The 18,405-nt window shown below is 50.7% G+C and carries 22 protein-coding genes; 4 read left to right on the top strand and 18 right to left on the bottom strand.

Going from position 1 to position 18,405, the window contains the following annotated elements; genetic code table 11:
• Window positions 1-26: 26 nt before the first annotated feature.
• The 4 genes from M2108_RS00630 to M2108_RS00615 all read right to left on the bottom strand — a co-directional run bounded on the left by M2108_RS00630 (window position 27) and on the right by M2108_RS00615 (window position 6,263).
• Entirely contained in the window at window positions 27-815 is a 789-nt protein-coding gene (locus M2108_RS00630) for an HAD-IIA family hydrolase (protein ID WP_277469105.1), read from the bottom strand.
• A 331-nt stretch (window positions 816-1,146) separates the two neighbouring features.
• Window positions 1,147-2,076 (bottom strand): ribonuclease Z, encoded by a 930-nt coding sequence (gene rnz, locus M2108_RS00625; RefSeq protein ID WP_277469104.1) that lies wholly within the window; start codon window positions 2,074-2,076, stop codon window positions 1,147-1,149.
• Between the two features lie 207 nt (window positions 2,077-2,283).
• The gene (metH, locus tag M2108_RS00620) at window positions 2,284-5,661 is read right to left on the bottom strand and encodes a methionine synthase (RefSeq protein ID WP_481856889.1); all 3,378 of its coding nucleotides are present in this window, start codon (window positions 5,659-5,661) and stop codon (window positions 2,284-2,286) included.
• 179 nt (window positions 5,662-5,840) lie between these two features.
• Window positions 5,841-6,263 carry a FixH family protein gene (locus M2108_RS00615; RefSeq protein WP_277469101.1) on the bottom strand — a complete coding sequence of 141 codons (423 nt, stop codon included), beginning with the start codon at window positions 6,261-6,263 and terminating at the stop codon, window positions 5,841-5,843.
• Window positions 6,264-6,479: 216 nt separating this feature from the next.
• Between M2108_RS00615 and M2108_RS00610 the strand changes: the two genes are divergently transcribed.
• Window positions 6,480-6,707: a hypothetical protein gene (locus tag M2108_RS00610; protein WP_280776825.1), complete on the top strand. Its 228-nt coding sequence runs from the start codon at window positions 6,480-6,482 to the stop codon at window positions 6,705-6,707.
• Window positions 6,708-6,945: 238 nt separating this feature from the next.
• On the opposite strand, the gene M2108_RS00605 is transcribed toward M2108_RS00610, so the two are convergent.
• The 5 genes from M2108_RS00605 to M2108_RS00585 form a co-directional block, all read right to left on the bottom strand.
• Window positions 6,946-7,146, bottom strand: a complete 201-nt coding sequence (locus M2108_RS00605) for a hypothetical protein (protein WP_277506170.1) — start codon at window positions 7,144-7,146, stop codon at window positions 6,946-6,948.
• 146 nt (window positions 7,147-7,292) lie between these two features.
• On the bottom strand, window positions 7,293-8,078 hold the full coding sequence (locus M2108_RS00600; protein WP_277469097.1) for an HAD family hydrolase: 786 nt from the start codon (window positions 8,076-8,078) through the stop codon (window positions 7,293-7,295).
• A 40-nt stretch (window positions 8,079-8,118) separates the two neighbouring features.
• Window positions 8,119-8,646, bottom strand: coding sequence for a hypothetical protein (locus M2108_RS00595; RefSeq protein WP_277469096.1), 528 nt, complete (start codon window positions 8,644-8,646; stop codon window positions 8,119-8,121).
• 48 nt (window positions 8,647-8,694) lie between these two features.
• The gene (locus tag M2108_RS00590; protein ID WP_277469094.1) at window positions 8,695-8,898 is read right to left on the bottom strand and encodes a DUF896 domain-containing protein; all 204 of its coding nucleotides are present in this window, start codon (window positions 8,896-8,898) and stop codon (window positions 8,695-8,697) included.
• Between the two features lie 121 nt (window positions 8,899-9,019).
• On the bottom strand, window positions 9,020-9,433 hold the full coding sequence (locus M2108_RS00585) for a LysM peptidoglycan-binding domain-containing protein (protein WP_277469093.1): 414 nt from the start codon (window positions 9,431-9,433) through the stop codon (window positions 9,020-9,022).
• Window positions 9,434-9,663: 230 nt separating this feature from the next.
• Here M2108_RS00585 and lexA point away from each other — a divergent pair, with 230 nt between their 5' ends.
• Both lexA and M2108_RS00575 read left to right on the top strand, forming a co-directional pair.
• A complete protein-coding gene (gene lexA, locus M2108_RS00580) occupies window positions 9,664-10,290 on the top strand; it encodes a transcriptional repressor LexA (protein ID WP_090712146.1) in 627 nt (208 codons plus the stop codon).
• 120 nt (window positions 10,291-10,410) lie between these two features.
• Complete coding sequence (locus M2108_RS00575) at window positions 10,411-10,749, top strand: L,D-transpeptidase (RefSeq protein WP_277469262.1); 339 nt, start codon at window positions 10,411-10,413, stop codon at window positions 10,747-10,749.
• Between the two features lie 92 nt (window positions 10,750-10,841).
• Here the strand turns inward: M2108_RS00575 and M2108_RS00570 are convergent, their stop codons facing one another.
• The 8 genes from M2108_RS00570 to M2108_RS00535 all read right to left on the bottom strand — a co-directional run bounded on the left by M2108_RS00570 (window position 10,842) and on the right by M2108_RS00535 (window position 15,578).
• The gene (locus tag M2108_RS00570; RefSeq protein ID WP_277469092.1) at window positions 10,842-11,060 is read right to left on the bottom strand and encodes a hypothetical protein; all 219 of its coding nucleotides are present in this window, start codon (window positions 11,058-11,060) and stop codon (window positions 10,842-10,844) included.
• A 75-nt stretch (window positions 11,061-11,135) separates the two neighbouring features.
• A complete protein-coding gene (locus M2108_RS00565; protein ID WP_068724995.1) occupies window positions 11,136-11,357 on the bottom strand; it encodes a hypothetical protein in 222 nt (73 codons plus the stop codon).
• 269 nt (window positions 11,358-11,626) lie between these two features.
• Window positions 11,627-11,818: a sporulation protein Cse60 gene (locus M2108_RS00560; protein WP_068724993.1), complete on the bottom strand. Its 192-nt coding sequence runs from the start codon at window positions 11,816-11,818 to the stop codon at window positions 11,627-11,629.
• A gap of 232 nt (window positions 11,819-12,050) precedes the next feature.
• Window positions 12,051-12,437 carry a hypothetical protein gene (locus M2108_RS00555; protein WP_277469091.1) on the bottom strand — a complete coding sequence of 129 codons (387 nt, stop codon included), beginning with the start codon at window positions 12,435-12,437 and terminating at the stop codon, window positions 12,051-12,053.
• A gap of 284 nt (window positions 12,438-12,721) precedes the next feature.
• Window positions 12,722-13,201, bottom strand: a complete 480-nt coding sequence (locus tag M2108_RS00550) for a YhjD family protein (RefSeq protein ID WP_068724990.1) — start codon at window positions 13,199-13,201, stop codon at window positions 12,722-12,724.
• A complete protein-coding gene (locus M2108_RS00545; protein WP_277469090.1) occupies window positions 13,198-14,457 on the bottom strand; it encodes a DNA polymerase IV in 1,260 nt (419 codons plus the stop codon). The genes M2108_RS00550 and M2108_RS00545 overlap by 4 nt, the downstream gene beginning before the upstream one ends.
• Window positions 14,450-14,647: a hypothetical protein gene (locus tag M2108_RS00540; RefSeq protein WP_068724987.1), complete on the bottom strand. Its 198-nt coding sequence runs from the start codon at window positions 14,645-14,647 to the stop codon at window positions 14,450-14,452. The genes M2108_RS00545 and M2108_RS00540 overlap by 8 nt, the downstream gene beginning before the upstream one ends.
• Before the next feature lie 238 nt (window positions 14,648-14,885).
• Entirely contained in the window at window positions 14,886-15,578 is a 693-nt protein-coding gene (locus M2108_RS00535) for a hypothetical protein (RefSeq protein WP_277469089.1), read from the bottom strand.
• A gap of 752 nt (window positions 15,579-16,330) precedes the next feature.
• On the opposite strand from M2108_RS00535, the gene M2108_RS00530 reads away from it, so the two are divergent.
• Window positions 16,331-16,528: a hypothetical protein gene (locus M2108_RS00530; protein WP_277469088.1), complete on the top strand. Its 198-nt coding sequence runs from the start codon at window positions 16,331-16,333 to the stop codon at window positions 16,526-16,528.
• A 540-nt stretch (window positions 16,529-17,068) separates the two neighbouring features.
• Here the strand turns inward: M2108_RS00530 and glnA are convergent.
• On the bottom strand, window positions 17,069-18,397 hold the full coding sequence (gene glnA / locus M2108_RS00525; RefSeq protein ID WP_090712169.1) for a type I glutamate--ammonia ligase: 1,329 nt from the start codon (window positions 18,395-18,397) through the stop codon (window positions 17,069-17,071).
• Window positions 18,398-18,405: the final 8 nt, after the last annotated feature.

Below are 18,405 nucleotides of genomic sequence, written 5' to 3'. Positions count from 1 at the left end.
TGGTAAAAAAACTCACACCTTTGCCATTATACACCGAGCATTGCCCTAAGTTCAGCTAAATCACTGCAAATTTCGTCAGGAGTCACACCTGTAACGGTTTTATAATGCTCCAGATTCTCCGCTGTAGTCAGGCCTGTCAGCACAAGCACCGTCCTGCAGCCGGCATTCACTCCTGCCGAAATATCTGTCCGCATATTATCCCCGACCACAACCGCTTCTTCCGGTTTGATACCAAGTATAGACGCCGCAAAGGTAATCAGGTGCGCTTCCGGCTTGCCGATCACCACCGGTGCAACACCGCTTGCCGCCTCAATTGCAGCGCCAATCGTCCCTGCTCCGGGCATAACCCCGTCATCCGACGGGAGCATTAAATCCGGATTGGTCAGCACGAACTTTGCCCCGCCCATAATCCAGCGGGAAGCCCTTGCAAGTGAATCATATGTAAAAGCTCTATAAATGCCCTGAACGACATACTGCGGATCATCTTCAACAATCTTCAGGCCTGCCGCCGCACAGGCATCAATCAGTCCCTCTTCCCCAAGTATCGCCACCCGTGCCTCCGGTAATTCCCCGGCGATATAACGCGCAGCCGCAAGCGACGAGGTACACACCTCCTCCGGCTTTGCCGCAATCCCCATTCCCCGCAAATGCGCAGCCACGCCGGCCGCTGTCCGTGACGAATTATTCGTTACGAATAAAAAAGGAATTCCTGCCGTCCGCAGCCCTTCGATCAGCTTATCCGCCCCGGGTATCATCTGCCCGCCGTGAAACAGCGTTCCGTCCAGATCTATCAGCAAGCCTCCGATATTCTTCATACAGCAGCCTCCTTCTTCCTTGATTTTTCATTAACGTCATTAATTATTAATATAATTAAATTGGGCTAGACAGCTCAAAACCGCTGCTTTTGCCCGAGGATAACACTAGTCACAATGTACCATTAGCCCCTCAGCGCCGTCCCGGTTTCGTCATAATCTCCACTGCTTCGTAGAGTAAACGGCATCTCTTTACTTAAAATTTAACGCACTCGGTCGAACGTTAGCGAACGGCTGCAGTGACGGTGTTTTTTTGACAGCTCTCTGTCATTTCCTGCGCTTTCCCGGAAAATAATTTTGATTTCCCCGGTTATTTTCCGTCCCTAACGTCCGCTTACTTTCTCCGGTATACCGGGAATGTGCAGAACTCCTCGGCCAGCAGAGTCTGCGGGAAAATCGCCTGCGCCTCTGCCAGCAGCGGGGCCAGCTCCTCCTGTGTTACATAACGTGAGCTGAAGTGGGTCAGCAGCAGCTCACGGCCGCCCGCCTGACTCGCCAGCTCCGCCGCCTGGGCAGCCGTGCTGTGATGATACTGATAAGCCATATCCGCCAGATCATGGGCGAAGGTTGCCTCATGGATAATCAGATCCGCCCCCCGGGCCAGCGGCAGGCTGCCCGGGCATGGACGTGTATCGCCCAGCACAGTTACAATCCGCCCCTTCTTCGGCTCACAGATCACCTCAGCCGCCCGGACGACTGTTCCGTCCTCAGTCGTGATATCCTCCCCCTTCTTCAGTCTTCCGTACAACGGGCCCGGCTTCAGCCCGTAACTCAGAAGCAGTTCTGTATTCAGGCTGCCGGGACTGTCCTTCTCTGTTACCCGGTATCCGTAGCTGTCAATCCGGTGCTCCAGCAGACCCGCTTCTACCTTGAAGGTGTCATCCTCGAAGATCAGTCCGCCCGTATGCTCTACAATCTCCAGCTTGTAGGGAACCCGGGACTGGCTGACTGACAGGGACACATCCAGAAAAGCCTTCAGCCCTGGCGGCCCGTACACCGTCAGCGGGGCCGTACCTCCCTGATAGCCGCGGCTGGACAACAGGCCGGGTAGGCCGAACAGGTGGTCACCGTGCAGATGGGTAATGAACAGCTTCTCCAGCTTGCCGAGCCGCAGCGGCGACCGCAGCACCTGATGCTGTGTCCCTTCCCCGCAATCGAACATCCAGAAGCTGCGCCGTTCCTCCATCAGCCTGAGGGCCACTGAGGTTACATTGCGCTGTATTGTAGGCACTCCGGCATTGGTGCCAAGAAAATAGATTTCCATTCCAGATCCTCCCTTCTTCACTCTTTAATATGCACAGCAGCCGTAGCCGCTTAGTCTCTGAACTGAATTTTACCCTTTTTAGGCGCTGAAAGCACATTTTCTTTCTAGAGCCTTACATTACCAGCAAAAAACCTCCCGGTTACGGGAGGTCCGCTGCCGAAGAAGGATCTCTCCTCCTTCGCTAAGTTAAAGGTTCAATACGGGAGACTACTGCTTCTCCACATTGAAATACTGTGCTTCCGGATGGGCAAACACCATCGCCGAGACAGAGGCTTCCGGCTCCATCATGAAGCCGTCTGTAAGCTGAACGCCGATGTTCTCCGGCTTCATCAGCTTGAACAGCGGCCCCTGATCCTCAAGGTCCGGGCAGGCCGGATATCCGAAGGATACACGGATACCCTGATAGCGGGCGCCGTGCCGCTGCTTCATTGTCATATCCGCCGGATCAGGGAAGCCCCATGTATCCCGCATCATGTGATGGACACGCTCGGCCAGTCCTTCGGCTACCTCCAGCGCGACTGCCTGCAGGGCGTGGGAGCGGAGATAATCCCCTTTCTCCTTCAGCTCGGTTGACAATTCACGGACTCCATGTCCCGCCGTTACAACCAGGAAGCCGACATAATCCATTACCCCGCTGTCCACCGGCTTCAGGAAGTCGGCAAGGCACAGATAAGGCTCTACATTCTGCCTCGGGAAAGTAAAGGTATGCAGCACGCTCGACTGGTCCTGCGGATCGTAGATCAGAATGTCGTTGCCGCGCGACTGTGCCGGGAAGAACTGATACATCGCATGAGGAGCAATTGTCCCCTCAACCATCGCCTGATGCAGAATATCATCGACCGTCTCCTTGAGCTCAACCGTACGCTTGTCTCCGGCAGCGAGCTGGGCTTCCACCGAGCCGCGCAGGCCGAGATGATGGCCGAGCAGCATCTGCATATTCACATAAGGAACGATGTGGCCGAGCGGATAATTCCGCAGTATGTGCCGCTCAAGATCCGGCGGAGTGAACACAGGCGCATCCGCCGAAATCTTCGAGCGCACAGCCCGGGTCAGTTCCGGAAGCTCCTGCTTCGGAGCAACTGCCACTGCGGCCTCAGCTTCCTGGCGCACCTCTTCCTCCAGCTTGACCCGCTCCAGCGGATTCATCAGCTTGTTGGCAATATCAAGGCCGTCCATTGCGTCCTTGGCGTACAGGACCAGACCGTCATATTCCGGCCGGATCCGGGTTTTGGTGAATTTGCGGGTCAGAGCCGCGCCTCCTACGAGGATAGGCACGTCAATGCCGGCGGAACGCAGATCCTGCGCAGTGGTGACCATCTGCTGCGCCGATTTCACCAGAAGGCCGGACAAGCCGATGGCATCCGCTTTTTCACGGCGGAAGGCTTCGATAATGTTCTCCGGCGGCACCTTGATCCCCAGATTGATGATCTGATAGCCGTTGTTGGACAGGATGATCTCCACCAGGTTTTTACCGATGTCATGAACATCACCTTTAACGGTTGCCAGCATAATCTTGCCTTTCACAGCGGTCTCATCCTTCTCCATGAACTGCTCCAGATGGGCAACTGACGCCTTCATCACCTCAGCGCTTTGCAGCACTTCAGCAACAATCAGCTCATTGTTGTTGAACAGCCGCCCCACTTCGGACATGCCTGCCATCAGCGGCCCGTTGATGATCTCCAGCGGACTGTCCTTGGTCAGAGCTTCATTCAGGTCGGGAATCAGTCCTTCCTTGGTCCCTTCGACAACATAAGAAGCCAGCCGCTCCTCCAGGGACAGATTGGAGATCTTCTCCTTCTTCTCAACCTTCTTCTCACGGAAGGCAGCGACAAAGGCAGCCAGCGTCTCATCATTTGTATTGTAGATCAGCTCTTCGGCAAGCTTGCGCTCCTCTTCCGGGATGGAGGCATAACGCTCTACCTTTTCAGTATTTACAATTGCATAATCCAGACCCGCTTTGGTGCACTCATACAAGAATACAGAGTTCAGCACTTCACGTCCCGCTTCCGGCAGCCCGAAGGAGACGTTACTGATGCCCAGGATGGTGTGGACTCCGGGAAGGGCTTCCTTGATCAGCCGGATTCCATCTATCGTTTCTTTGGCTGACCCGATATACTGCTCATCCCCTGTACCGACAGGGAACACCAGGGTATCAAAGATCAGATCCTCCGGCTGCAGGCCGTATTTGTTCACCAGCAGGTCATAGGAACGTTTGGCAACTGCAAGCTTATCATCCGCCTTGATGGCCTGTCCGGTTTCGTCAATCGTCCCGACAACAATGGCCGCCCCGTATTTATGGATCAGCGGGGTAACATGCTCAAACTTCTCCTCACCGTCTTCAAGGTTAATGGAGTTAATTATCGCCTTGCCCTGGCAGTATTGTAGTGCCAGATCAATAACTTTGGGATCTGTTGTATCAATCATCAGCGGAACTTTGACCTTTTTGACCACCAGCTCCAGGAATTTCTTGATATCCTCGCTTTCATCGCGGTCCGGGTCCTGTACACAGACATCGATCACCTGCGCGCCGCTCTTGACCTGTGCCCGGGCAATTTCTGAAGCTTCCTCATATTTGCCCTCGACGATCAGTCGTTTGAATTTCCGCGAGCCCAGCACGTTTGTACGTTCCCCGACCATGTACGGGCGGTTGGCATCCTCCACATATACAGGCTCAATCCCCGACAAGGCCGGCGGGTGAGTCCCGTTCAGCTGGCGTGGCGGATACGCCGTGATCATTTCGGCCATAGCCCGGATATGATCCGGGGTTGTTCCGCAGCATCCCCCGGCAATGTTCAGCCAGCCCTTCTCGGCAAAGCCCGCCAGCTTGCGGGCCAGCGAATCGGGCGACTCATGGTAATTCCCGTTTTCATCCGGCAGTCCGGCATTCGGATAACAGCTCACCGCCGCCGAAGAAATTTCCGACAGCGAACGGATGTGATCGCGCATGAACTCCGGTCCTGTAGCACAGTTCAGTCCGATGGAGATCGGCTTCAGATGCTCCAGTGAAATGTAGAAGGCTTCGATATTCTGACCGGCCAGTGTTGTGCCCATCGGCTCAATCGTACCGGAGATCATAACAGGCAGCTCAATGCCGGTCTGCTCAAAAGCATTGCGGATTCCGATGCTGCCCGCTTTTACATTCAGCGTATCCTGCGAGGTTTCCAGCAGCAGGGCATCCACCTTGCCGTCGATCAAGGCTACTGCCTGCTCCTGATAGCTGCTCACCAGCTCCTGGAAGGTCACGCCGCCGGTTACGGACAGCGTCTTGGTCGTCGGTCCCATCGCTCCCACCACATAACGCGGATGCTCCGGCGTATCATATTTATCTGCAGCATTCCGGGCCAGCCTGGCCGCTTCCAGATTAATCTCCCGCGCCTTCTGCGGGATATCATATTCCGCAAGCACGACCGAGGTCGCACCAAAGGTATTGGTCTCAATCAGATCTGCACCGGCCTCCAGATACTTCTCATGTATACTCTGGATGACCTCCGGGCGCGTAAGCACCAGCATTTCATTACAGCCGTCAAGCTCTTCGCCGCCAAAATCCTCTCCGGTAAGGGGAACCTGTTGAATCATCGTACCCATTGCTCCGTCCAGAATCAGTATGCGCTGCTGCAAGCTCTCAGCAAGTGTATATTTAGCCACTTCATATCCCCCCCGAAAAACATTAGAGTTAGTTTAGCAGAATAAAGCGAAATCGGAAAGCATTGCTTTCCACTCTGCATAATTGTTATTATTTGGCGGTTCCGGGAGCGGGAGCACCGTTAAGGTACAACCGTCAACTCCCTGCTCGGCATGGAGTGTTGCGTACGGGCCGTTACATGCGAAGTTACGCTATACCCGCCCTCCTGTTCAAACACCGTCTCCGCCTCATATACGCCATTACCGGCAGCTGTTCCCTTAAGCTCAAGCTTTACCGTCTCATCATTTGTGCTGACAATTTCAAACAGCACTTCCCGGGCATCATCCACCGGTTCACCGGCCTGGGTAACCACCGCCTGAAAAAGGACCGGCTCATTTACCCTGCCCTGCTCCGGACTCCAGCCCAGCTCCACCTTGATAGGTTCCATAGAGACATTTGCCGCAGCATGCATGTGTTCATGCTCTGTACTGCTTGCTGAACAGCCTCCCAGTGAAATCGCAGCAATAATAAATAGTGCAGCAGCCAGCTGCTTAGGTTTGATCATCCGGCATCCTCCCGATTGGATAGTGAATTCCATTCGAAGCTTACAGCGCGAGTAATCCATTCTGCTTCTATTATACATATAATTTTAAATATTGCCCCGGTATTAATCGTTAACAGGATTAAAAGCGGCATATTCATTTTCCGTCCCAACGCTCCCCATGTAACCATGAGGCCATTCTCAGCATAAGCTGTCGCCATAATGACTTCAGAAGGGTTGTTGAATACATTGATTAACAAAGATCCTGTGTATCACATTTTAAAACTGCTGCAAGAACAGGGAGGGCCTCACTTCAGACAAACCGGCATGGATGAAAGAGATTTTATTGTGGCGCTGCAGCACATCCAGGAGGCCGGTTATACGGACAGAAAAGGGAACAGCCTCAGTCAAACCGGACTGGACTATATTAACGGTTATGAGCGAAGAACCCATGACAGCCGGAACTAAGCCGAATAGCAGCACAAATACCCGTAATCCTCAGGACTACGGGTATTTCATGTTAAGATAGACATAAAAGGAGTGATTTAACTGAAATTACTGAATAATCCATACTCCGAGTATCTGATTATACCCAGGTCTTTCCGCAAGCTGATGTTATGGGCATGCATTGTTTTATTTTTCATCGCCGGTTACAGGTTGGGCTGGTTGAATTGGCGCTGATGCCGCCTATCCGTTGCCGTCATTCCTATTCCTTCCTGATCGTTTCGCGCTCGCGGATTTCCAGATTTTTGGAATGGTTGTATAAATCCAGGGCTGTAATAGCCCTAAGCGCAAGCTTTACAAAAAGAACAAACGCAACAATCCCTGCTCCTATACATGCCAGCCATATTAAAAAGAAAAAGATACTAAATGCACCGCCAACAAAAAATCCGGGTTGACTCACCATTGTGTAACTCAGCTCCTTCCAGAAAGTATTAACCGAGTATACCTCATTTGGAACAATATGTATGTGCGAAATAGCGGGTCTTAGTCCAAAAAAACTTATGTACATAAAAAACCGGCCCCCTCTACAGGAGACCGGCTTGAAAAGACTTATAATGATTCCACCAGCGGAAGCAGCTCGGAGAGATGACCGATTCTGTAATCCGGCTGAATGTCGGGATCCGGTTCTTTCTCTGTCCGGTTGATCCAGACGGTCGTCAGGCCTGCGGACAAGCCGCCGATAATATCCGTTGTGAGCTTATCGCCCACCATGATCCCCTGCTCGGGTGTGATATCAAGCAGTTCAAGCGCATGCTGGAAAATCGCCTTATCCGGCTTGCCTCTGCCGAAGCTTCCGGAGATCACTACATGGTCAAAGTAAGGAATAAGCTCCGGAACACCGTTCAGCTTCTCCTGCTGCAGGGCCGGGCAGCCATTGGTCAGCAGCAGCAGCTTCACCTTGCCGCGCAGCTCATCCAGAACCTGCAGCGTCTCTTCATACATATACGGACGGCTCCGCCGTTCTTCACCGAACTTCGCAGCCAGCCGCTCAGCCAGCACTTCATCCTTAATACCCAGCGCTTCCAGGCCGCGGCGCCAGGATTCCTTGCGGTATGCCGGAGCAAGCTGCTCCAGCTGGCGGAATTCCGGCTGCTCCCCGGCAGTAAAGTTCGCCCAAAGTGCCTCGAACGGATTAATCCCGATCATTTTCGTAAACGGAAATGTCTCGTAAGATTCATAGAGGCTTCTGGCTTCCCTGCGGACTGCAGCCTCAAGCTCATGAGGGTCAACAGTGTCACCTGCTGCTTCGCAGGCGGCACGGAATGCTTCCTCGACGCTCCGTTCATCCCAGAGCAGTGTATCGTCAAGATCAAATAGTACGGCGGTAATCGGCATAATAACGCTCCCTCTCCCTATGCTGGTCTATCTTATCTTTTTACTCGTGCACTACTTCAATGTTATTAGCTTTGGCGAATTGCTCGAGGCGCGCTCCCATTGCTGCGGTATCATAACGGTTCAGCAATCTGGAGAACACCCACTGCTTGCGTTTACCTTTATATTTCAGGGCAACCATGCTGCGGGACAGGATAATCTTCTCAATCTCGGATGCCTGCAGCCAGCGCTCACGGTTATATTTAATGGTAGAAACTCTGGCCCGCTCAACCTTCAGGAAAGGACGGCGGAAGAAGATAAGGGCTGCCAGTAAAAAGTACAGTACAACGCCCAGCCAGTTGGCCAGTATTCCCTGCCCCCGGGCTTCATCGATGGAGCCCACTACCCAGAACATAATTCCGAGCAAGAGCAGCACAATCGGAAATACAATGTTGCGGCCTTTAAAAACATCACTGTTTCCGGCAGCCGAAGATGATTTGGAAGCATAAATCGTTTCCTTGCCTTGCTTCTTTCGTTGCTTATTGATTTGCTTGGTATTGCGCTCTACCATTCTTTCCCAAGAACGGGCCATGTGAGTTCCCCCTAGTCGTCCTAAAATATCTATGACAAAGCCACGGGACTAATGTGTAAGCCCCTTGTTGCCCTGATCATCGTTGTCCACAATCTCAATGGTATCCAGCTGTGCACGGAAATTTCTGCGGATGTTGCCCAGATAGATCTCGCGGAGCCGGGCGCGTTCCGCCAGTTCGTCTTCTGTCAGGCCGCTGCTCTTCTGCTTGCGTGCCAATTCATTGATGCGTGCGACCAATTCGTCTATATTCAATGCTTTCCCCTCCCCCTATAAATTCATTCTAACTTTGCCATGAGAAAAAGAGCTTGTCAAGGTCTCCTCCCTGCAAGCTCTTCATGGCATGAACTATGGCTGATAATTATAGCAATCATGATTAATATGCAGGCAGTGTCAGCACATCCCCGGCCTGTATGTCACTGCCCTTGAGTCCGCTCGCTTTCTTGATTCCTTCTATATATACAACCGTCCTCATGTCAGACGGTTTATGTGCAAGCGCAATGCTCCAGAGGGAATCGCCGCGTTCTACTACCACGCGTTCAGCCGGCATCACTGACGATACTGATCCCGCAAATACATTACCTACTACCGTGAAGCCGGAAACCGCCAGCATCAGGATCATGGCAAGCTTCACCAGCTGGCCTCTGCGGGAGAGGTTCATTAATGTACCGAACAGGGTTGCTGCAGATTTTTTCATACGGATCACATATTCTAAAACAGAATCATCTCCGGCAGATTGAACCTCACGGGTCTCATCGTAGATGCTGCGGTAAGTACTGTACTTTAACAAAATCATCGACCTCCAAACACGTGTTCTTAAATTTGAGATAAATATAACACGAACATGTGTTTTGATCAATAGATTTTTTCGAACAATTGTTCCCCTTGGTTTTCGGCTCTACTCTACCTCTCCTGACAGCATCATCCAAATGTTATTATGAAATAGTTAGAACTTATGTTTGTACGAACGGAAGTTCTATGTTATAATTTTCCCAAACATACTATATGGGGTTGATTCCAATGTCAAAGATTTCGAGTCGTCAGCTGGCGATCCTAGAATTCATACGTAACGAAGTCCGCAGCAAGGGTTATCCTCCGTCTGTCCGGGAAATCGGGGAAGCTGTCGGTCTTGCCTCCAGTTCCACCGTGCATGGTCATCTGGACCGTCTAGAGAAGAAGGGTCTGATCCGCCGTGACCCTACGAAGCCCCGCGCTATAGAACTGCTTGGCCAGGAAGATTCAGAGAATGTACATCAGTTCGTACAGACGGTCACCCGTATTCCTGTTGTAGGTAAAGTCACCGCCGGGGTGCCGATTACCGCTACCGAGAATATTGAAGATTACTTCCCGCTTCCTACCCATTATGTCGGTGACAACAAGGTCTTCATGCTCTCCGTGCTCGGAGACAGTATGGTTGATGCCGGAATTATGGATGGCGACTATGTTATTGTCCGCCAGCAGCAAACAGCAGATAACGGTGATATCGTTGTAGCAATGACTGAAGAAGACGAAGCTACTGTTAAGACCTTCTATAAAGAACGTGATCATATCCGCCTGCAGCCGGAGAACCCGGCTTACGAACCTCTCCGCTTGAACCGGGTTACCATTTTAGGCAGAGTCATTGGACTTTTCCGTGATATCCATTAATTAATCCCCCTGAGGCTGTTGCGCATCCATTGTGCAACAGCCTTTTTTCTGTCCTGAAATTCAAGTTCACGGGCCCGGCACTGCGTACATATTCTGATTGCAGAAGGAGTGCTGATGACGATGCCCAATTACCGGATTATTGTTGACCTGTCACAGCGTATGCTGTACCTGCTGGATAATAACATTGTGACCCGCGGCTTCCCTGTAGGAATCGGTACGATGCTGACAGCCTCACCCGAAGGCGAATATACCATTATTAACAAGCAGCCCAATCCCGGCGGGCCGTTCGGCGCCTTTTGGATGGGCCTGTCCAAACCCCATTACGGCATCCACGGAACCAATGACCCTGCCTCGATCGGTCATATGGTCTCACACGGCTGCATCCGGATGTATAACGCGGATGTTCTTGCCTTGTCGCGCATCGTTCCTATCGGCACTCAGGTCACCATCAGGAAGTAGCACCGCAGATTCCCCCTAGAATGCAAAAAGGACACCTCCGCGGGCGGAGGGTGTCCTTTCTGCATTCTTTATCCTTCTGTGCTTGCCATTCTCTACAGTACACTGCGCAACAATCTGATTGCGATACGGTTCAAGCGGAGGGCTTCCCGGATAGACGCCCGCGCTGCCAGCAATTCACGTCTGGCCCGGCTCGGATTCCGCAATCTGCGCAGATTCTCATTAATTTCTTCAAGCCGCTCCAGAAGAATGGCCCGCTGTGCCAGCAGAGCACGAATTGCTCTGCGGATTCTTAACCGATCTCTTTCTGCCATATTAACACCTCTTTTACGTTTTATAGTATAAGAGATGCCGAGACGGCTCTTCCGGCCTGTGTGATCAGGCAGTTGTTATTTTTCGGGTATACGCACACGGAATTCAAAATCTTTGCGTCTGTAAGTCATCCCGCCCAGCTCTATGTATTCCGGTGTCCATTTTTGCAGCGGACCTGCACAGTCAGCAAAGACCGGCGGTTTGCCCTCCTGCAGCTGCAATACATATATATCTGCCTCTGCAAGCGCTGCTGCAAATAAATCAGCATCACATAACAGCACCTTGTAAGTCGTGTTCAATCCGCTTCCCCCTTGTAGTCTAATTCATACTTGGTACGGATATCATAAACATTCCCTTTTAAATATAACACAATTGGTAATCTATGTATGCGGCAATTCCCTTAGACCGGCAAAAGGAAAGGCATTACCCTTAAGCTCTCCTTTTATCGAAAGCCGCAGATAATGCCCTTCCCCTCTTCCATGTTCAGTCCAGAGTATAAAAAAACGCCAGAATTACAATGGTTAACGTTGAAGCAAAAGACAGCCAGGTGAACAGCCGCTCCCAGAATTTATTTTTCATCTGTCTTGTATACCACCAAAATCGTGCTCCGCTGATGCTCCGCGCCGTCGCGTGAGGACTTCACTACAGACCCGTAACAGATATTTACGACCTGTTCCTCCGTAAGTCCTTTGAGGAATTCATTCGCCTTATTCTCGGCATAGAAATTATCCCCGTCTACAAACTCTTTTACCTGTATCATAGTATTCTCCTTTTATGCTTCGCATTCTCGGTTATATTGGAACACATGTATTAGATAGCAGCGAAATGCACATGGCGCATCACCCCTTGACTAACATTTAATGTAAAATATCCCTAAATGAACAGTAAGGCATTCCGCAGCGGTCTGCGAAATGCCTTACTATGTGCCTAGCTTAACACCGGGCATGCGAATGGTCAAATACTTTTTACACAATTATACAAATATTATATCGTTAAGTTTGAGTAAGAAGGAACTTCTGAAGCGCGAGCTCGGTCGTGACCGCCTCAGCGGCTGCCTCCAGAGACGGAATCCACAGGATCGAATCCTGCCTTATATAATTAAGCACCGCTTCACTGCTGCGGTCAAAATCAATCAAATGTTCGCTCTCAGCATGCTCTATGCTCTGTCTGGCCAGTTCAACAATCTCCACATAATCAAGCCTCAGCTGTGTCTGAATGCTTGTATCCGCGGATTTTAATTTCGCCCAGGCAAAGACTCCGCCCTCAACAACCTGCTCCGAACCCTTCATATATTCAACACCTGAATGATTGGTGATAAACCTGACAACCCTCTCTTCAATCGCCTCATAGCGCAAAATCATTTCCGGGTCATAGTACATTTAACACTCCCTCTAACCTAAAGTATGCAAGAAAGGCCTTTCTGTCGCTTAGGCAGTGAACGACCCTCCGGATGGGAATTACACAAATAAGTTAACATAACCATAACCCATTTCAGGCTTAATGTATACCTTATTTACTACTTTTTACATAAAACAATGAAATTGCTTGCCAGGCATAAGCTCATAGCTCCATTTACAGCAAAATACCTTACAAGAGAGCCTGAAGGGCTGCTCAGCACGTTATCCGCCGCCTGTCTGAACGTCGGCTATTGAGTTAGAACTGTTTATTTCAGATGCTCCTTCAGTACAGTTCCCAGTTCAGACGTATACCGGGTAAGCCGCAGACTGATCTCCGTCCGCATAATGTCACGCGTAAGTCCGAATCGTTCCTGGTAGCCGCGGAAAAAGATTTTATAATACATCAGAAAATCCTCCTGCTCATCGGCCAGAACCTTGATATTGCGCTGCTTGAGCTCTTTTTGCAGCCGGTAGGTGTCCTGCATTACCCTATTTTGGATATAACGTCCGGCCATTAAGTACATCCGGGTAAGCATGTTGCCCGACCGCTCGATCTCCTCGATGCTCTTGCTCACCATAGTATCTATGTAGGGCAGCAGAATAAGGTCACGGACCATCGTGCGTTCCGCATTCGTGAGCATGGTTCTGCTGTCATTTTCACCCTTACCCTGCTCTTCATACTGGTCGACATGCTCACTCATCAGCATTTTGGTCTTCCATCGCTCATTTCCGTCTAACTTGCTCATTTATAATGACCCCCAATCTGTTCGGCCCGTTCCAGAGCAACCCCGGACTCAAGCAAGGAGGAGGCCCGAATGAGTGCCCGGCTGCCGTATCTGGTTTTGATCTGGTCAATAGCCCGCTCTTTGTTGTAGGTACGGATACGGTCATCAAACAGGGTGAGCTGCATGACACTGTCATCGGTCAGCTGGGAGATGGATATGGCCAGACGGCTTAAGGGCATCCCGGTCCAGTGGTCCACAAACAGACGGTAGGCTGCCGATGCAACTTCATGAGTCAGAAATGACGGCTCCGGGAGCGTCATCTGCCGGCTGTATGAATGCGAGGTGTTGCCGTCCGTCTCCGACACCGCGATGGATACCACCGAGCCCATATAACGGTACCGCCGCGCCCGCTGGCAGACCTCAATTACAAGCTCCAGCAGCACCACCTCGATGTCCGCCAGCCTCGTATACAGATTCCAGCGCAGCGCCTTGCCGTGGCCCACCGATTTGATCTGGTGCCGGATTCCCGTAACGACCGGGCTTGGGTCGATGCCGCGGGCCGTCTGCCAGTAATACTCCGCCTGGATATCACTCTGCTTGCCCATCGTCATCCGCATTCTCCGCTTGAACTCACCCAGCTCCATCCGGGCAATGTCACCAATCGTCGTTATGCCCATCCGGAAAAAATTTTTGGTCATCCGTCCGCCGACCATAAACATATCATGAACCGGCAGCGGCCAGAGTACCTCATCCAAATTGTCGTATCCAAGCCGGAAAATACCGTCCGTCTGCTTCTTGGCCAGGTTGTTGGCCATTTTGGCCAGGATCTTGGTGGGTCCGACCCCTACCCGGGTCCAGACCCCGGTAGACAGCTTCACATGCTGCTGTATTGCAGAAATAACCCTCTGTAATTCTCCCCCAAAAAAGCTCAGTGAGCCTGTCACATCCAGAAACTGCTCATCGATACTGAACGGCTCGACCATATCCGTGTACCCCTGGTAAATCTGCGAAATCAGCAGGGAAACCGTAATATATGTCCGCATCCGCGGCCGGATTACGACCAGCCCCGGACATTTGGTCATTGCTTCGCCTACACGTGAGGCAGTGGTGACACCCTGGGCTTTGGCAAGGGGACAGGCAGCCAGTACAATCCCGTTCATCCGCGCCGGGTCGCCCACTGCAACAGGCATATCCTTATATTCCGGATGAGCGGCCTTTTCGACACTTGCGTAAAAGGACTGGCAGTCCGACAGCAGAATAATTCGCTCCTTAGGCATACCTCTTCCCCCGCGCCGGGTGCCAGGCCAGAATATTCGAGAGCAGAAATACCCGCGGTGCCCCCGCCGTTAAACAGGTCGCCCGGATGCGCCCGTCCCGGATGGCAAGTACTTCGATCTTCCGCTGGGAGATCTTGCCGGATCTGTCCAGATACACGATTTCAATGGTTTGACCAATAGCCATTCTCATGACAGATCGCCTCCAACAAATAAGAACATTTGTTTGTATTATAACCAAACATACGTTCCCTAATCAATCATGAGTATATTCCTCAACTGTCATTATTATGTATATTGATTGAACGGGGACTGCAGATTCTATATTTTGCACCATTTATCCGGAAAATTTGCATAAAAAAATCCGCAAGCGGCCGCCTGCTTGTCACAGGAGCCTTCTTGCGGACGGATCAGTACAGCCGGCTTCATTTTTAATTACCTTCTATGGTCGACAGCGATACTGTCATCCAGGGAGCAAACTGATCCGACAGTTCTCCCTTCGGGTTGTGCACCCGGAGCAGATACGCCTCTCCGGCCTCATTTTTCCACACCATATAATCTTCTACACCCTTTTCGCCGCTTACCTGTAAATATAGCTCTGCATACCGCAGCGGATGTTCAAATAATTCCCCGCTGTAATCATTAGGTTTACCGGCAGCAGACAGCTCAGTCTGGCCCTGCTGCTTCAGAGCGGCAAGGTCGTAACCGGAAGGCAGCGGTTCGATCTCTGCATAATAATTAGGATCTGCAGTTAACGCTAAACGGCCGGTCTGTGCATCAAAGGTATAGCCGTCAAATATATACAGGGAGTACCCGTCCCCTTGCTCAAGCGTGCCCTCCTGTCCCGGGACACCACCCTCCTGCTCACCAAAGCTTTGCGTCTGCGGCCGCCCGGATGACGGCTGGGCGCTTGCCTCCGGACTGGCGGACGCCTGCGCCGCAGCAGTAGCTTCAGGGGATGCAGAAGGCTCCGGACTGGCTGTAGCTTCGTTCACAGGCGTTGCGGCTGCACTGGAAGCTGTCGGCTCAGCCTCACTTCCTGTTTCATTATTGCTGCATGCGCCCAGAATTAAGGCGGACAAGAGAAGAACACTTGCTGCTGTCGCTAGCATAGATTTTTCCATGTTATACCTCCTCGTCTGGATAACACTCATTACCCGAACAGCTGACATTTTTATCTATACGGGATTGACGGTGCCGGTGCACAGTACTACGGCGGCATTAATACCACACTCTAACTAAACGCAAAAAATCGCCAGAATGTTACGCCTGACGATGATTTGTGATGTACGCAGTATTTTAGTACAGCAAAGAAAGCGATCCGGAGTTGCTGGACAACTTTAAGCAAGACAGCGGGTTTAAATCACCCATTCCAGGAAACTTCCGAACCTATAGCCGATCCTATACGATTCCTTAGCTAAATTCTCCATAACGCCTATCAGAAAGGTTGTCAGTTGAAGAGCAAATATCAGTGTGAGAATAAAAGCAAGGGGAAGCAGTGTACGGAATGTTTTGTGGAGATTATCTTTTTTCATGTCAGATTCCCGTCCTTTTCCGATAAACCCTTCTCCAAACTATTTTATCGGCTCTGGAACAATGTGTAAATCCCAATCTTCGGCGGGGGATCCACCAGGTTTTAGCACGGACGAAAGACACATTCGCTTTGATAATCATATTCAAAATTTTTTTGTAAACAAACCGTGAAATATATTGCAAATTCATATCAATTATTTATAATATTTACCAGATGAATTATTGAGTTGTTAGAGGCACATGCAAAGAGTAGGGTTTGAGATTTACTAAAGAACCTTTTGTTAAAGGTTCTTTTTTTATCAGAATTGAAATTTATCCCAAAATATACGGGTGGTGAAATCATATGGACATGAAGCTCATTGAAGAAGCCATTATGAAACAAGAACCGGTAAAAATCCAATTAGTGAATGGCGATATATTCGCAGGCTGGCTGGTATATGGTTTTAACTACAATTACATAAATTTAGATACCGGCTTTGGTAAGCTCACTATCGCTAAGGAGTCAATAAAAATTATTTCATATGTTTTTGATTGCAGGTAACCATCAGACATAAGACCGGCGGGTTAATTGAAATTAATGATTATTATTCTTCGTCTGCTGCCTACTCATGTTTTGGTGAATGCATATTTCGTCGGGCCTACGCCGGCATCGTACCAATCTATAAGGCATTTACTTCAGTCATGGACAAATCGTATTCTTTCTCTACTCCAGCTGTTCCGGCCTTCTGCTGCATCTGCTTGATCCACCGCAGCTATCTATTCCCTATATCAAATGATCATGCTATAATCCCAAAAAAGAGGTGATACCGATGAAATTTATAATCGTTGTTTTAATTCTCTTGTTTGTGTTTGGTTTCTTTAAAAAGAAGAAGTAGCGATTGGAACACAGCAGCAAAAAGTTACATCAGATGTATATGCCCACATTTCCAAAAGATTGAAGCACATATGAAAACCACCCTCGAATACCCCCCATTATTTCGCGGGCATTTTGTGGGCACCACGAATCTCAGCGCCCCTCTCCGCTTCCACATCCACACAACAAAAAACCCTCAACGCCAACGGCGTCAAGGGCTGCTTCATCCTAGTAAAGCGTCATGTACTGATCTCTTTCCCACTCGTGAACCTGGGTCCGGTAGATATCCCACTCGATTTCCTTCAGCTCGTAGAAGTGAGCCAGCGCATGTTCGCCGAGGGCTTCGGTGATGACATGGCTGCGGATCATTTCGTTCAATGCTTCCTTCAGGTCAGCCGGCAGGCTCGGGATGCCTTCTTCAATCCGCTCTTCCTCAGACATCACATAGATGTTGCGGTCGATTGGTGCAGGAAGATCCAGCTGGCGTTTGATTCCGTCCAGACCTGCCTTAAGCATTACAGCCAGTGCAAGGTACGGGTTAGCAGCAGGGTCCGGATTGCGGACCTCGATGCGTGTGCTGAGGCCTCTGGAAGCCGGGATACGGATCATCGGGCTGCGGTTGCTTGCAGACCATGCTACATAACAAGGAGCTTCGTAGCCTGGAACCAGACGCTTGTAAGAGTTAACGGTAGGGTTAGTAATAGCGGCAAAAGCACGTGCATGCTTCAGGATCCCCGCCATATAGTACCGTGCCGTTTTGCTCAGGCCCAACGTATCGCTCTCATCGTAGAACACATTCTCATTGCCTTTGAACAAGGATTGGTGTGCGTGCATACCGGATCCGTTCATACCAAAAAGAGGCTTAGGCATAAAAGTTGCATGCAGGCCGTGCTGACGGGCTACCGTCTTCACGACGAGCTTGAAGGTCTGAATCTGGTCAGCGGCCTTGATGGCATCCGCATATTTGAAGTCAATTTCATGCTGGCCGGAAGCTACCTCATGGTGGGAGGCTTCGATCTCAAAGCCCATTTCCTCAAGGGTCAATACGATTTCGCGGCGGCAGTTCTCCCCAAGATCCATCGGCGCCAAATCGAAATATCCACCCTGGTCATTCAGTTCCTGCGTCGGGTTGCCCTTCTCGTCGGTTCTGAACAGGAAGAATTCCGGCTCCGGTCCAACGTTCATGGCTGTAAAGCCCATCTCTTCGGCTTCCTGAAGACAACGCTTCAGAATACCGCGCGGATCGCCGGCAAACGGTGTTCCGTCAGGCATGTACACATCACAAATCAGACGTGCCACCCGGCTGTCAGTCACCCACGGGAAGATAACCCAGGTGCTAAGGTCCGGATACAGGTACATATCAGATTCCTCAATACGCACATAACCTTCGATGGAAGATCCGTCAAACATCATTTTATTGTCAAGCGCTTTTTCAAGCTGACTCACGGGAATTTCAACGTTTTTGATCGTTCCCAGCAGGTCGGTAAACTGCAGACGAATAAAACGGACGTTTTCTTCCTTGGCAATGCGCATAATATCCTCTTTAGAAAAGCTCACGATACCCT

Source organism: Paenibacillus sp. PastM-3, assembly GCF_029893965.1.
In the GTDB taxonomy this organism is placed as follows: domain Bacteria; phylum Bacillota; class Bacilli; order Paenibacillales; family Paenibacillaceae; genus Paenibacillus_AQ.
Note: the sequence above shows the minus strand (reverse complement) of the source record. Positions and strands in the feature narration are given on the sequence as shown.